General features: G+C 43.2%; 15 protein-coding genes and 1 pseudogene. 6 read left to right on the top strand and 10 right to left on the bottom strand.

Annotated features, from left to right (window positions below; genetic code table 11):
• Positions 1-14: 14 nt before the first annotated feature.
• From NFI80_RS00415 to NFI80_RS00395, 5 genes and pseudogenes are all read left to right on the top strand, one after another.
• Positions 15-1,646, top strand: a complete 1,632-nt coding sequence (locus NFI80_RS00415) for a L,D-transpeptidase family protein (RefSeq protein ID WP_235164274.1) — start codon at positions 15-17, stop codon at positions 1,644-1,646.
• 570 nt (positions 1,647-2,216) lie between these two features.
• Positions 2,217-2,327: pseudogene (locus NFI80_RS00410) on the top strand (transcriptional regulator); the annotation flags it as partial.
• 168 nt (positions 2,328-2,495) lie between these two features.
• Positions 2,496-2,993 (top strand): GNAT family N-acetyltransferase, encoded by a 498-nt coding sequence (locus NFI80_RS00405; RefSeq protein WP_235164273.1) that lies wholly within the window; start codon positions 2,496-2,498, stop codon positions 2,991-2,993.
• A 13-nt stretch (positions 2,994-3,006) separates the two neighbouring features.
• The gene (arsB, locus tag NFI80_RS00400) at positions 3,007-4,059 is read left to right on the top strand and encodes an ACR3 family arsenite efflux transporter (protein ID WP_235164272.1); all 1,053 of its coding nucleotides are present in this window, start codon (positions 3,007-3,009) and stop codon (positions 4,057-4,059) included.
• Between the two features lie 163 nt (positions 4,060-4,222).
• Positions 4,223-4,525, top strand: coding sequence for a putative quinol monooxygenase (locus tag NFI80_RS00395; protein WP_235159602.1), 303 nt, complete (start codon positions 4,223-4,225; stop codon positions 4,523-4,525).
• Positions 4,526-4,622: 97 nt separating this feature from the next.
• Here NFI80_RS00395 and NFI80_RS00390 read toward each other — a convergent pair whose 3' ends face one another.
• The 8 genes from NFI80_RS00390 to NFI80_RS00355 form a co-directional block, all read right to left on the bottom strand.
• Positions 4,623-5,303 (bottom strand): TlpA family protein disulfide reductase, encoded by a 681-nt coding sequence (locus NFI80_RS00390; RefSeq protein WP_235159601.1) that lies wholly within the window; start codon positions 5,301-5,303, stop codon positions 4,623-4,625.
• A 258-nt stretch (positions 5,304-5,561) separates the two neighbouring features.
• Positions 5,562-5,858, bottom strand: coding sequence for a rhodanese-like domain-containing protein (locus NFI80_RS00385; RefSeq protein ID WP_235164271.1), 297 nt, complete (start codon positions 5,856-5,858; stop codon positions 5,562-5,564).
• The gene (locus tag NFI80_RS00380; protein ID WP_252172085.1) at positions 5,839-6,048 is read right to left on the bottom strand and encodes a hypothetical protein; all 210 of its coding nucleotides are present in this window, start codon (positions 6,046-6,048) and stop codon (positions 5,839-5,841) included. The genes NFI80_RS00385 and NFI80_RS00380 overlap by 20 nt, the downstream gene beginning before the upstream one ends.
• Positions 6,049-6,107: 59 nt before the next feature.
• Entirely contained in the window at positions 6,108-6,353 is a 246-nt protein-coding gene (locus NFI80_RS00375) for an MBL fold metallo-hydrolase (protein ID WP_235164269.1), read from the bottom strand.
• Between the two features lie 37 nt (positions 6,354-6,390).
• Positions 6,391-6,903 (bottom strand): DUF6691 family protein, encoded by a 513-nt coding sequence (locus NFI80_RS00370; RefSeq protein WP_374760347.1) that lies wholly within the window; start codon positions 6,901-6,903, stop codon positions 6,391-6,393.
• An 8-nt stretch (positions 6,904-6,911) separates the two neighbouring features.
• Positions 6,912-7,475 (bottom strand): YeeE/YedE family protein, encoded by a 564-nt coding sequence (locus NFI80_RS00365; RefSeq protein WP_235164267.1) that lies wholly within the window; start codon positions 7,473-7,475, stop codon positions 6,912-6,914.
• Between the two features lie 75 nt (positions 7,476-7,550).
• Complete coding sequence (locus NFI80_RS00360) at positions 7,551-8,975, bottom strand: MBL fold metallo-hydrolase (protein WP_235164266.1); 1,425 nt, start codon at positions 8,973-8,975, stop codon at positions 7,551-7,553.
• 141 nt (positions 8,976-9,116) lie between these two features.
• Entirely contained in the window at positions 9,117-9,917 is an 801-nt protein-coding gene (locus NFI80_RS00355; protein WP_235164265.1) for a sulfite exporter TauE/SafE family protein, read from the bottom strand.
• A 177-nt stretch (positions 9,918-10,094) separates the two neighbouring features.
• On the opposite strand from NFI80_RS00355, the gene NFI80_RS00350 reads away from it, so the two are divergent.
• A complete protein-coding gene (locus NFI80_RS00350; RefSeq protein ID WP_235164264.1) occupies positions 10,095-10,739 on the top strand; it encodes a Crp/Fnr family transcriptional regulator in 645 nt (214 codons plus the stop codon).
• Between the two features lie 558 nt (positions 10,740-11,297).
• On the opposite strand, the gene NFI80_RS00345 is transcribed toward NFI80_RS00350, so the two are convergent.
• Entirely contained in the window at positions 11,298-11,720 is a 423-nt protein-coding gene (locus tag NFI80_RS00345; RefSeq protein ID WP_235164263.1) for a response regulator, read from the bottom strand.
• 71 nt (positions 11,721-11,791) lie between these two features.
• The gene (locus NFI80_RS00340; RefSeq protein ID WP_235164262.1) at positions 11,792-13,477 is read right to left on the bottom strand and encodes a sensor histidine kinase; all 1,686 of its coding nucleotides are present in this window, start codon (positions 13,475-13,477) and stop codon (positions 11,792-11,794) included.
• Between the last annotated feature and the right edge of the window lie 17 nt (positions 13,478-13,494).

Here is a 13,494-nt window from a genome sequence, read left to right as displayed (position 1 = left end):
GAGATTTTAATAATATGTGGGACCAAATTCCAGTACATTTAATTAGCCGCATAAACGCATCGCTCGTTTTTGTGATGATGCTGATGATGCTCGCTTCCTGTCAGACAAAGCAGGAGAAAAAGCAGCCCGAAGTTGCCAAAAGGGACACATCAATCAAAATTGAGAATTCATTTACTCAACTTTTCATTGACACTACTGCATTGGCTGGCTTTGTTCAATCACATAGCGTGGATGATAGCCTGGTCAACAAATTACAGAGCTTTTATAACCGCCGTAACTATCAATTTGCCTGGTTTTTCCCTGATGGGATGGCCGAGTTTGTACCTACATTCCTGGCCCTGCAAAATGACTATATCTACGTTTCAGGTGATAGCTCTCTCTATGACCCGGCACTTTTGGCTAGCATTGATACATTAGGATTACGAAATCACATTATCCCAACAGATACGCTTGTAATTAAGACTGAACTGGCATTAACGGAACATTTTTTCAGGTATACCCAAAAGGCGTATTCAGGCGACAGGAATATCAACATTCAGGACCTTGACTGGTTTATACCCCGTAAAAAGGTAAATCCAGCTGAATTTTTAGATTCCCTGCTGAAGAACAAAGGGGCAAACCTGGCTTCGTATGAACCGGTGAACCGCCAGTATAACCTGCTTACAGAGCAGCTTAAAATCTATCATCCGCTTGCCAATCAAGATTGGAAAGAAATAAATTCAACTAAAACGCTCAAATTAGGCGATTCATCCGCAGAAATACCTGAAATCAAGAGACGGCTGGCATTGCTGCAAGACCTAAAACAGGCAGATTCAACCAATCTTTTTGATTCCACCCTTTTTCATGGCGTACGTTCGTTTCAAACCAGAATGGGGCTTAAAGCATCCGGGCAGATCAGTGCGGCGTTTTTCAAGGAACTGAATGTGCCCGTGGCTGAAAGGATTCGCCAAATGCTTATTAATATGGAACGGATCAGATGGGTTCCAGCGGCTCCTGAGACAGATTATATACTGGTTAATATTCCTGAATACCGGCTGCATATGTATGAAAAGGGGCAGCTCGCGTTCAGCATGAATGCTGTGGTAGGCTCACAGGTCCATAGCACGGTCATCTTTTCGGGCAAGCTAAACCAGATCGTATTTAGTCCTTACTGGAATGTTCCACCCAGCATATTGAAAAGGGAAATCTTGCCTGGCATCAAACGCAATAAAAACTATTTGGCGCGGCACAATATGGAGTGGAATGGAGGCAGTGTCCGGCAAAAGCCTGGCAAATCCAATTCATTAGGACTGGTCAAGTTTCTCTTTCCCAATAGTTACAATATTTACTTGCATGATACTCCCTCGAAAAATTTGTTTGCAGAATCACAGCGCGCATTCAGCCACGGATGCATCCGGCTGTCGGAGCCCAAAAAACTAGCGGAGTTTTTGCTGCGCAGTGACTCAACCTGGACAACCGACAAAATAACCATAGCGATGAATAGCGGCAAAGAGAAATATGTGCGTCTTCGTGGCAGCAACGAAATACCTGTTTTCATCGGTTACTTTACTGCCTGGGTAGACCACAACGGCAAAGTTAATTTCAGAAAGGACATCTATGGGCACGATCAAAAAATGGCCGAAAGGTTGTTCGACTCAGTTAAATAGACGAACTCCTGAGCCATTAAAAGACAAAGTACTATCAGCCCTAGACTATCTTTATAATACTCCAGAAGAGTCCTTCATCATTATTTCAGATATAAACCTAAATAAGTTGGACGGTCTGAACATTCGAAAAAAAAGTCCAAACCGATGCTGACTTAATTTAGATCCATCCCTTTGTATAATTTAAACAGCGTTAAATCAGTGGGCTGTTATCGATGTTCATAGCACATCTGCAGAAAGCTTATATGTAAACCTGGTGTACTCAGGTAACCAAACAATTGACGTGAAAATCAAATACCGGACTAAATGTGCTGCTCCTAATAAATTTCTGACAATTGCCCATATAAGACCTTATAGTTCATGAGTACATCATAACGCCTATCAGAACTACTAAAATGTACTATTTTAGCCATTTCTGGCATCGTGATCATTAAAATGGCAAATTGGCAAAATTTCGTTTAAACGACCGATTAAACTTGCTACCATTTGCCATAGATAAAATCTATTACTTCGAAATGATGGGTTTTGTATCGTAATATTGCGATATGTAATTTATAATGTTATGTTTGCAGCATGGGAGTTACGAAAACTGAAATATTTACTTAGCAACAAAACCGCATTGCAGATCTGGCAAAGGCATTTGCTCATCCGGCAAGGGTGGCTATTTTACAATTACTAATTTCTCCCCTATTTTCCGTCAGCCGGTCAGATGATCCACCAGAGCTTTTCCGATCCCGGACATACCGCACCGGCGGACCGGCCAGGCGAAGATCTGGCAACATCATTCCGCAGGGTACAGCATGAAATCAAAGAATATAGCCGTGAGTTTATTAACCAAAATTTGCCTGTCTAATGGCTTTCATTATTCGTACCCTCATTGCAGCGGACTGGCCAGCGATCAAAGAGATCTATCAGCAGGGCATTGACACCGGCGATGCAACGTATGAAACGCAAGCGCCGGAAGCCGAAGCCTTGAAAGGGAAGTTTCTAGATGAACTGCAGCTTGTGGCCGACGATAACGGCCAGGTTATAGGGTGGGCAATGCTATCAGCTGTTTCCAGCCGGTGCGTATATGGCGGGGTGGCTGAAACGAGCATTTATGTTCATTCCGGATATCATGGGCGCGGTATTGGTCGTGCGCTACTATCCTCCCTGGTCTCGCTAAGTGAAAAACTAGGTTTCTGGACATTGCAGGCGCAAATATTCCCTGAAAATAAAGCAAGCGTTGCACTGCATGAGCAGCAAGGGTTTCGCCGGATTGGATACCGTGAGAAGTTAGGGAAACGCAATGGAATTTGGCGGGACGTTCTGTTTTTGGAACGCCGCAGCTTGGTAGCTGGAAATAATTGATATGAAAAACCCCATGCAAGAAAAACGGCTTTCTTTTCTCGACCGCTATTTGACGGTCTGGATATTCCTGGCCATGATCCTGGGCGTGTCCATCGGGTATTTATTCCCAGGCACACCCGCTTTTATCAATCAGTTTAATTCAGGCTCGGGCGTCAATGTGCCGCTAGCCATTGGTTTGATCCTGATGATGTACCCGCCGCTCGCAAAAGTGCGCTACACGGAGCTTCCGCAGGTATTCAAAAATAGTCGCATTCTCGGTTTGTCTATGCTGCAAAATTGGATAGTAGGCCCGCTGCTTATGTTCGGGCTAGCTGTTTTGTTTCTGCCCGACAAGCCGGACTATATGACCGGTTTGATCCTGATTGGCATTGCACGCTGTATTGCAATGGTGATTGTATGGAATGACTTGGCAGGCGGCGACCGTATATATGCGGCTGGGCTGGTTGCATTTAACAGCATCTTTCAAGTGCTGTTTTACCCAATATATGCCTATGTATTCGTGACGCTGCTGCCATCATTGTTTGGGCTGAAAGGTTTCGAGCAGGGCCGCCTGGCGGTTAATATTACTATTGGTGAAGTAGCTTACAGCGTCTTTATCTATTTAGGTATTCCATTTCTGGCCGGGATCATTTCTCGGGAAGTGTTGACCAGGTTTTTTGGCAACCATTGGTATGAAAAGAAATTTCTACCAGCCATCAGCCCAATTACGCTAATTGCATTGCTCTTTACGATTGTGGTCATGTTTAGTTTAAAAGGCCAGCTGATTGTTACAATTCCGCTTGATGTACTGCGCATTGCAATTCCACTTACAATCTATTTTGTAATCATGTTTTTTTCTGCTTTTTATCTCTCGAAACGAGCAGGTGCAGATTACTCAAAATCTACCTCACTGGCATTTACTGCGGCAGGCAATAATTTCGAATTAGGGATTGCAGTTGCAATTGCAGTATTTGGTATTGATTCAGGAGCTGCGTTCGCAGCAGTGATCGGGCCGCTGATCGAAGTGCCGGTGCTGATCTTGATGGTCAATTTCGCCTTAAGACAACAACACACATTTTCCAGGTGATCCATTTCACAAGCACTGATTTATGAATTTTTTTAAAAGGTTCACATACTACACTTTGCCCAAGTTGCGTGACTTATGAGGTAGTGGACAGATTAAAATTAGGGAATGCACATAACTTTTTAAGTATATTTCGATAAATCATTAATAGTATAAACAACGAACCATGTATCTGCTCCACGGAAAGTTAAATGCAAAGTCAGGCCATGCCGACGAACTTGCAAAAATTCTATTAGAGGCATCCAGTCTTATATCGACCGCGAAAGGGTGTAAGATTTATGCAATCGGAAAGGAGGCCAATGAGCTGAATTCTGTTTACGTTACGGAAATTTGGGACAGCAAAGAAGATCATGATAATTCATTAAATGTAAATGGCGTTAGAGAGCTAATAAGTAAAGCGATGCCAATCCTGGATGGACAACCCGCCAGAGGGCAAGAGTTGCAAATTCTTGGAGGAGCTGGACTCTAAGCCTGTTTTCATCAATAATACTTGAATATCCTTTGCTTTGCAAGAGTAGCATTTTGCCACAACGTATATCCATTTTCATAATACTTGTTAGCCTTAATTAATGAGTTAATTCAATGATAAAATCGACCATTTCGGTGCTATTATAATCCGCTGCTCCCTCTTGCTGATAAACCATTTTGCCTTCTTTATTCAAAATCACCGTGGTAGGCACAGCACCCTGCATAAATACGGGTGGTATTTCACTAGCCGGGCTTAATACCTGCAAAGTGAAATGGTTTTTTTTCATGAAGTTATCCGACTTCTGATAATTGCCATCCACATCGACCATTAAAAAGGCTACATTTTCGTTATCCTTGAATTTGCTGTACAAAGCATTAATGGAGGGCATTTCGGCAATGCAGGGCGGGCACCAGGTAGCCCAGAAATTGATGAATACGACTTTTCCTTTCAATGAGATTAGATCAACCACTTTTCCGTTACCGTCCCGGAAAGAAACATTTGGTAAAGGCGCAGAGACCTGGCTGGATTGTTTGTTAATTTTGGGCTGAAACAAACCTACCTTCATTAGCGCCTGGATTGTCCAAGCTTTTATCTCAGGGCTAATAACCATAGCAGCTAGAAATACCACCATCACTGCCGTGATTATATTTGATGCTGAGACCCACTTTCTATTCATAATATTATCTCCTATTAAGATTTTTGATTTCAATTTAACAGTATTGGGAGAAGCTTCTGAGAAGCAGTATGGAAATTTTCTGCACACAAAGCTTAAAGCCATTTTCAAATACATTACCTAAGACAACTTGGAAATAATCTAACTATTTACTGTATACGGTATTTCAGTTTAGGAACTATGAAAGCTAAATACTTGCTTAATATGCAAAAATGGAGGTAACTATCATGAAAATGCTAAATACAAGGCTTTTGCAAAATGAAACGGTATTAGGTCAGGCATCCCGGCAGTTTGCTATATACAAGTAAGAGCATACTGCCTGTCTTAGTTGAACTAATAGAAAATTATTGCGAAATATAACCTCTATTCAACAGCGGGCTGCTCATCAAACTCTTTAATATGTTCTCCAATGTCATATACCGGTTTGCCTTCCCCAATTAACGAAGCAATCAATGAGCTGCCAATAGCGCTTCGGTATCCACCCGCGCAGTGTACTGCAATCGGCTTATCATGAGGGATTTCATCAATCCTGCTTTTCAAATCGGCCAGCGGAATCGAAATACTACAACTGAAAATTGGATTCTCAGATACTTCCGAGCTGTTTCTTACGTCAACAATAGTGTATTTGTCCTGATGAGCCCTAAAATCTTCCAGGTCCAAAGGCTGAATAGTTTGCTGCCCACCGTTTAATACAAAAGCTTCCTTGATCTTGGCAAGCCAGCTTTACTTTACCAATACTATCCCCAAATGCTGGTGCGCCTTTTTTGTTAAGATCGACATTAAAAGGAAAATAGCCTGGAATAAAGGGCTGATCAGAGCTTAATTGTCGTACAAAAGCCTTATGACTCATAGGTTGCAGGGACCAGTTCTCTCTCTTTTGCTCTCCCATACTGCTGCTAGAAGCATCACTCAGCGCTTTTCCGCATAAATGGCAGCACCCGTGGTCTGGGCAATTTCCAGATGACTGCTGACGAAGTCGGCATGTGAATGCGTTTCTATTACAGCGATAATCTGGGCTTGATGCTCTTTTGCAAACGCATAATAAGGCTCTGAATTCCGGGCCGGATCAATTAATACCATTTTTGATTCGCATTCACTTAGGATGGCATAACTGTAATGTGCCAAGTATTTATCTTCGAATTGTTGGATTTTCATAACAAAATCTTTTTTTTAATTCAACTCTTTACTGAAACTAATGAGGTAATTGATCCCTAAACCGGCCATACACCCAGGTTCCTGCCACTGCGCTAATTAGCGTGACGATTACAACAGTTGCCCCCATACCGATCTGTGCAAACAAGGGTCCCGGACAAGCGCCGGTCAAACCCCAGCCCAGCCCAAATAATAGGCCTCCATAAATTTGTCCTTTATTGAATTTCTTATCGGTGAAGATGATAGCTTCCCCTGAAATGGTTTTGATCCGGTACCGTTTGATAAGCCACACTGAAATCATCCCGACCAGTACGGCGCTTCCAATAATGCCGTACATATGAAACGATTGCAGCCTGAACATTTCCTGGATCCTAAACCAGCTGATCACTTCTGCTTTCACAAATAGTACGCCAAAAAGTAATCCAACCGCAAGGTATTTTAAGTTATAATACCATTTATGTTGTTTTTGGCTCTCATTGATGCATATTGAATCCGTTGTACGGATGTCATGCTCACGCTGCTGTATAAAATTAACCTGCTTTGAATTTTCCATTTTTTGAATTACAATGATAATATAAAAGGCAATATCCAGTTTGCCATGACAAATCCACCAATCATAAAACATATTGTTGCTACCAATGAGGGCCATTGCAGGGTAGCAAGTCCCATAATTGCGTGACCGCTCGTGCAGCCTCCGGCATAACGCGCACCAAACCCTACCAGAAACCCACCACCAACCATCATGATAAAACCGGGTAGCGTCAAAAGCTTTTTCCAACTGACCAGGTCAACCGGGACGAGCGATGAAAAATCAGTAACACCATAAATGCTGAGCTCTTTTACCAATGACGGGTTCAACTCGACTGGTTCAGTGTTAGCCATAAATGTCACCGCTATCATCCCTCCCAAAAAAATCCCCAGCACAAAAAACATATTCCACAACTCCTTTTTCCAATCGTATTGAAAAAACGGGATTTTAGCTGGGACGCACATGGCGCAAACATGCCGGAGCGATGATGAAATCCCAAAGGACTTATTACCCAGTATTAAAAGTGCAGGCACTGTTAGCCCGATCAGCGGCCCGGCCACATACCATGGCCAGGGCTGTTTTATAATTTCCAGCATAATAGTTTAAAGATGTTTTTTTATTGATTTTTTTGTCTGAGCTTATCCCAGGCCCCGCCGTTATAAACCTGGAACCTAGCCGTTTAATGTACTTGGACAAACATAGTTGCTTACTTGAAACTTACCTGATTCCAGTATTGCCTTGAAACCGCCCCTGACATCGATCATATTATCATATCCACGTGCTTTGAGTATGGAATTAAATATCATGGACCGGTAACCGCCGGCGCAGTGTACGAAGTACGTTTTGTTTTTATCGATCTGCGCCAGGTGATCATTGACATAATCCAAGGGGATATTTTCTGCATCCAGCATATGCTCAGAGCGGAACTCACTTGCCTTACGTACATCCAGCACGCCGATGGCAGGGTCAATTTTCAAGCGCTGACTCATCTGGTCAGCGGTTACTGACTGAATCTGGCTGGTTTCTTTACCGGCTTTGACCCAGGCATCGATCCCGCCTTTTAAATATCCGATCGTATGGTCATAGCCCACACGCGCAAGACGGGTCACCACTTCTTCTTCCCTACCCTGCTCGGTTATTATCAATATGCTTTGTTTGATGTCTGGAATAAGCGTCCCTACCCATGGAGCAAAGCTTCCATTTATTCCGATATTGATCGAGTTAGGAACGAAGCCTTTTGCAAAGATTTCTGCATCCCGGGTATCAAGGACGAGCGCGCCAGTTTGGTTTGCCACCGCCTCAAAAGCCGCCGCATGCAAAGCCTGGGCGCCCCTTTCAAGAACCCTGTCAATGCTTTCGTAGCCATTGATATTCATCGATACGTTTTCAGGGAAGTAGGCCGGAGGCGGCATCAGCCCACCCGTAACTTCTTCGACAAATTCTTCCCTGGTCATATCCGGTCTGAGGGCATAGTTGGAGGTTTTCTGGCTACCCAATGTATCGGTTGTTTCCTTGCTCATGTTTTTACCGCACGCACTTCCTGCGCCGTGGGCCGGATAGACAATAATATCATCAGCAAGTGGCATAATCTTATAACGCAGGGAATCAAACAGATGCTCTGCAAGCTTTTCTTGTGTCAGTTCAGCGGATACTTTTTGTGCCAGGTCAGGACGCCCAACATCGCCAATGAACAGGGTATCCCCTGTAAAAATGCCAACCTGTTTTCCCTGCTGATCACTTAAAAGATAACAGGTGCTTTCCATGGTGTGCCCGGGTGTATGCAGTACCGTAAGCGACACATCGCCCACTATCAGAACCTGGCCGTCCACGGCTACAAGCGCATCAAAGCCGGGTTTAGCGGTCGGACCAAAAACGATTTGCGCACCGGTTTTTTCAGCCAGGTCAATGTGGCCTGATACAAAATCCGCATGAAAATGCGTTTCCAGGACATATTTTATCTTTACCCCATTTTGTTCTGCACGGTTGATGTAGGGCTCAACTTCACGCAGTGGGTCGATTACCACAGCTTCCCCATTGCTTTCAATATAATAGGCTCCTTGCGAGAGGCAGCCGGTATAAATTTGCTCAATTTTCATATTGATGATCTTTTGATTTTTCAACCCTTTTGAATTAACTATACAAATTTCAGGATGTTTAGATGGCTGGTCAGTGACAAGAGTCACATTGCGGAAAAAAAATGAAAATCATTTTCACCTTCTTGGCAGGTGATCAGAAATTTATTTGAGATGCATCAGCTCGGAGGATATAATGTAAATCCCCATCACCAGCACAAACCAGCCAAAACCCTTCTTCAAAGAAGTAGCATTAACCCTTTTGGCTAAGAGGCCCCCGATTAAAATCCCTGCCATGGCTATACCAGTGATTTTCAACAGGAAAGCCCAGTCAATCACGAAATTTCCTATATCGCCTGCAAAACCAATCAGCGAATTCAGCGTGATAATCAGAAGCGAAGTGCCCACAGCTTCCTTCATAGGCATGCCCAGGATCAATACCAATGTTGGTATCAGCAAAAACCCGCCCCCTGCTCCCAGAAATCCCGTAGTAAGTCCAATCCCAATGCCGCTTAAAAGCATCCGGGCAATATTACCTTTTAAGTCACACTCCAAACACCCTGGTTTTCGCTCCTTGCTTTTGATCATGCCCACCGATGCCGCTACCATTAAGACAGCAAAAAGCACCATCGTCAGTAAAGGTTCGGTGATCTGAAAGGCTCCGATGCTAAAAAGATCATGGGGCACCAACGGAATTAAAAACTTACGCGTGAGGAAAACCGTTGTGATCGATGTGCTTCCAAAGAGCAGTGCAGTTTTGATTTTGACTGCACCTTTCCGGTAATTGCTATATGCTCCAACAAGACTGGTGGATCCGACAATGAACAGCGAGTAGGACGTTGATACCAAAGGACTAATACCGAACATATAGACCAGGACCGGCACAGTCAAAATGGAGCCTCCCCCACCGATCATACCCAATGAGATACCAATAAATATAGACGCTATGTAGGCGATGATTTCCATTTTTTTGCATTGTTTATGCTGCAAAAATCAGAAGTGTCAAGCGCCGGGAAAGTGATAAAGGTCACATATGGGAATAAATATTTGTTATGTCCCAAAACTTGTATATCCAGCATTTCGGAACCTTTTAGGGTGCATTTTTTTTATGACTTTATGCCTCGCTTAATCATTTAGCTAGTTATGAGTGAAGATATTTCCTACTATCTCGATACCGTTTTTGCGGACTTCGAGCCTGAATTAAAACAGCACCTTATCCGGGAATGCAGCCTGAAAAAGATTCCAGCTGGAGAAGTAATCATGCGGGCCGGACAGTACATTAAACACACCTTGCTTATTGGAAGCGGGAGAGTAAAACTTTACCGTCAGGGAGATGATGGACAGGAAGCCTTCGTTTATGATCTTCAACCAGGAAACGCATGCGCCCTGTCGATGATTTGTAATACCAAACAAGAGGCTAGTGAGATCATGGCCAAAGCCTTGGAAGATACTGTTGCGATTCTGATCCCGATCCAGTTAATGGACGAGCTGATGCAAAAATATAAAACCTGGTACTACTTTGTCATTGCCAACTACCGGGCCCGCTTTGAAGAGCTGCTGGTCGTATTTGACAATGTAGTATTTAAGGGCATGGACGAAAGGCTGGAATTTTATCTGAAAAATCGGTTTAGAACTACTAAGACCAGTCAGATTTTAATTACCCATCATCAGATTGCCAATGATCTCAATACTTCTCGAGAGGTAATATCAAGATTATTAAAGAAAATGGAACAGGATCAAAAAATCAGACTACAAAGAAATAGTATTGAATGGGTAGCTGAAGTATGATTAAAAAGATTTCAGAGTATCATAATGCTTAATAGAGGTCAGATAGACAGCATTCTGTTCATTTAGTCGGATTCTTTATTATTATAGCTGGCCATCTCAGTAAGCGCATCCCGAGTGAACAATGCGAAAGCAGAACTACGATTTAATCAATACCTATTTACCCTAACTGTACGAAACAGCCGCTATTGGATATAGAATCGCATAAAATCGAAAATCAGCCCGAGTTTGTTTTAACCGCGGTTTGAATATGCCCGGCTGTGCCTAAAGCTTGGGATGATTCTAGATTTTTTAAAAATTTGTTCGTTTTATTACATACCTGATGGGCCTGGAATCGGATCTCCGATGTAATCTGCAGGACTCTTTTGCATGAAAATTTCAGAACTAAATTGCCATGATATAGATACCAATATTCAGGACCGGAAAGGCTCTAAGAGTACGGAAAACCACCGGTTCGGCGTACACTGTAAAACGAGAAATGTGGGAAGAACAATGACCATCTAGCTGGTAAAGATCATAAATTTTTCCGCAAGGCTTAGAAGCTCATATGTTTGACAATCCCTACCTTCTTTCGCCTGGCAAAGTTGCAAGCTCCCAATACTGGCAAATAGCACTGAGCTGGCTTTTCAAACCTTCAAAGGTTGGTGCCTTTACATAAAATCCTTGAACTAGTGACATATAAGCATTATCAACATCCTTGGGATTTACAGATTCTGATAGAAAAATAAATGGAATAGCGCGCCGCTTTAATTCTTCATCAGCATTGATAGCCTCTTTAAGCTCTAAACCCGTCATTTGCGGAAGGTATAAGTCACATAAAATGATAAAAGGCCTTTCCTTGCTGCTATCCAGATAATTTATCAGCCCCTGGCCATTGTCGAAATTAATCACTTTGCTGGTAGACCCGATCGCTTCTAACGCTTCTGTGACCAGATAGCGATCATCTTCATCTCCTCCAACGTATAGTATTGGACCGTATCCCATATTGCTTTTTATGATTGTTGGTTTAAAAACCTTGCCACCGTAGGTTAAGGGCAGGAATGAATGGCCAATAACTAAGTTTGTGGAATGTAAATCTGAAACGTTGCACCAGCTCCTGGAACACTGCTGGCAGTGATAACCCCACCCAAACTAGTTACTATGCGTTCACAAATTGCAAGGCCAATGCCAGTTCCCGAATATTCACTCCTGCCATGCAAGCGCTGAAAGACCTGAAAAATACGGTCAAGATAAATTTCGTTGAAACCAATACCATTGTCGCTCACGTTGATCTGATGATAATAGGAAGCCTTACCTGAAGGCTGGGTTAATACTGGCAAATCTGCAGAAGCAATTTTGTTGGCATAGATCTTAATTGTTGGGGGTATGAAAGCGCCAGCATCGTCGGTTTTTCGAAACTTAATAGCATTGCTAATTAAATTCTGAAAAAGCTGCCCAAGATGGGTAGGGTTTCCTTCAAGCTCAGGTAAGGAGCCAATTTCGAATACTGCATTTGCCTCGGTGATCTGTACATCCAATTCTATCAGCACTTGTTGTATAAGTAGGTGTAGTGAAACACTTTGAGTCGGGGCGTCATTTGTAGAGATACGGGAGAATGTCAGCAGGTCACTGATAAGATTTGACATCCGCTCTACGGCTGCAATCATCCTTTGCAAATAATCTTTTGCCTTTGGTGATGCTGCTTCATACTCAGTATTCAACCGACTTCCAAATTGCTGAATCTTTCGAAGGGGTTCTTGCAAGTCATGTGAGGCCACATAAGCAAACCTGTTTAAATCCTCATTGGAGCGGCTTAGCAATAGATTTGCGTACTGCAACTTCTGATTTCCAATTGCCAGTTCCTTATTGGTGGCATCCAATTCCTGGGTTCTCCGTTCAACCAGGGATTCAAGGGTTTGCTGCTGGTTTCTTAAAACCGTCACATCTTGGGCAATTCCTGAAATGCTGACAGCATTGCCTGATGTATCGTAGATGGTTTGTCCTTTGGAATGGATAATGTGCAGCTGATTTGTGATCGCATGCCGAATCGTGTATTCTGCCTCAAACTTGCCATCACTTTCAGAATGAAGTGCATAAAAAAATGCATCGGCCAATCCCTGGCGTTCGCCTTCAATAACATGGCCTATTGCCTGGGTAAGGCTCATCTCTTGTGCCGACACACCAAACATGTCCAGATGACGGCGGGAAAATGTTGTTTTCTGCGTAGCAATATCCATGCTCCAGGTACCAAGCTGGGCTACCTCAATCGCATTTAGCAGCGATTGCTGCTGTTGTTGCATTAACAGTTGCTGCTCTTTCCGCTCGGTAATGTCAGGGCTTACCGTGGCAAGAATTGCTGGGAGCCCTGTCTGAGGATTATCGATGACCATCACATTCCATTGAACCCAAAATGGTTCTTCGGTCACCTCGTTCCACAGCCTGATTTCATGGCTACCCCCTTTTTGAGCAAATATCTCGGGAAGTACACCAAGGACAAACTCCCGGTCTTCGGGATACACTGCATCAATAAGGGTACGGCCTTTGTTATGCTGCCAACCCAGCTTTTGCAACGTATATTGATTGTTGTATAAAGGCTCAGGCATAGGTTCCAGATAGCTAATACCAATGATCAGCTCACAATAGTCCAACACTGCTGTTTTGATCTGATTATCCATCTCCGCCTCCCTGAGCGCAGTTTGACTTTTCTGAGTGGCTAAGTCCGACATTACATTTTCAGTAACTTCAACCGTTACGGCGATCACCCCATAGACAATCCCTT

The organism is Dyadobacter chenhuakuii (assembly GCF_023821985.2).
GTDB classification, from domain to species: domain Bacteria; phylum Bacteroidota; class Bacteroidia; order Cytophagales; family Spirosomataceae; genus Dyadobacter; species Dyadobacter chenhuakuii.
This window is presented reverse-complemented; position numbering and strand designations above follow the sequence as displayed.

Coding starts and splice junctions, on each gene's coding strand:
- NFI80_RS00350 (WP_235164264.1), top strand. CDS start 10,095: ATGAGTGAAGATATTTCCTACTATCTCGATACCGTTTTTGCGGACTTC.
- NFI80_RS00370 (WP_374760347.1), bottom strand. CDS start 6,903: ATGGAAAATTCAAAGCAGGTTAATTTTATACAGCAGCGTGAGCATGAC.
- NFI80_RS00395 (WP_235159602.1), top strand. CDS start 4,223: ATGTATCTGCTCCACGGAAAGTTAAATGCAAAGTCAGGCCATGCCGAC.
- NFI80_RS00405 (WP_235164273.1), top strand. CDS start 2,496: ATGGCTTTCATTATTCGTACCCTCATTGCAGCGGACTGGCCAGCGATC.
- NFI80_RS00365 (WP_235164267.1), bottom strand. CDS start 7,475: ATGCTGGAAATTATAAAACAGCCCTGGCCATGGTATGTGGCCGGGCCG.
- NFI80_RS00345 (WP_235164263.1), bottom strand. CDS start 11,720: ATGGGATACGGTCCAATACTATACGTTGGAGGAGATGAAGATGATCGC.
- NFI80_RS00355 (WP_235164265.1), bottom strand. CDS start 9,917: ATGGAAATCATCGCCTACATAGCGTCTATATTTATTGGTATCTCATTG.
- NFI80_RS00375 (WP_235164269.1), bottom strand. CDS start 6,353: ATGAAAATCCAACAATTCGAAGATAAATACTTGGCACATTACAGTTAT.
- NFI80_RS00415 (WP_235164274.1), top strand. CDS start 15: ATGTGGGACCAAATTCCAGTACATTTAATTAGCCGCATAAACGCATCG.
- NFI80_RS00360 (WP_235164266.1), bottom strand. CDS start 8,975: ATGAAAATTGAGCAAATTTATACCGGCTGCCTCTCGCAAGGAGCCTAT.
- NFI80_RS00380 (WP_252172085.1), bottom strand. CDS start 6,048: ATGAGTCATAAGGCTTTTGTACGACAATTAAGCTCTGATCAGCCCTTT.
- arsB (WP_235164272.1), top strand. CDS start 3,007: ATGCAAGAAAAACGGCTTTCTTTTCTCGACCGCTATTTGACGGTCTGG.
- NFI80_RS00390 (WP_235159601.1), bottom strand. CDS start 5,303: ATGGCTTTAAGCTTTGTGTGCAGAAAATTTCCATACTGCTTCTCAGAA.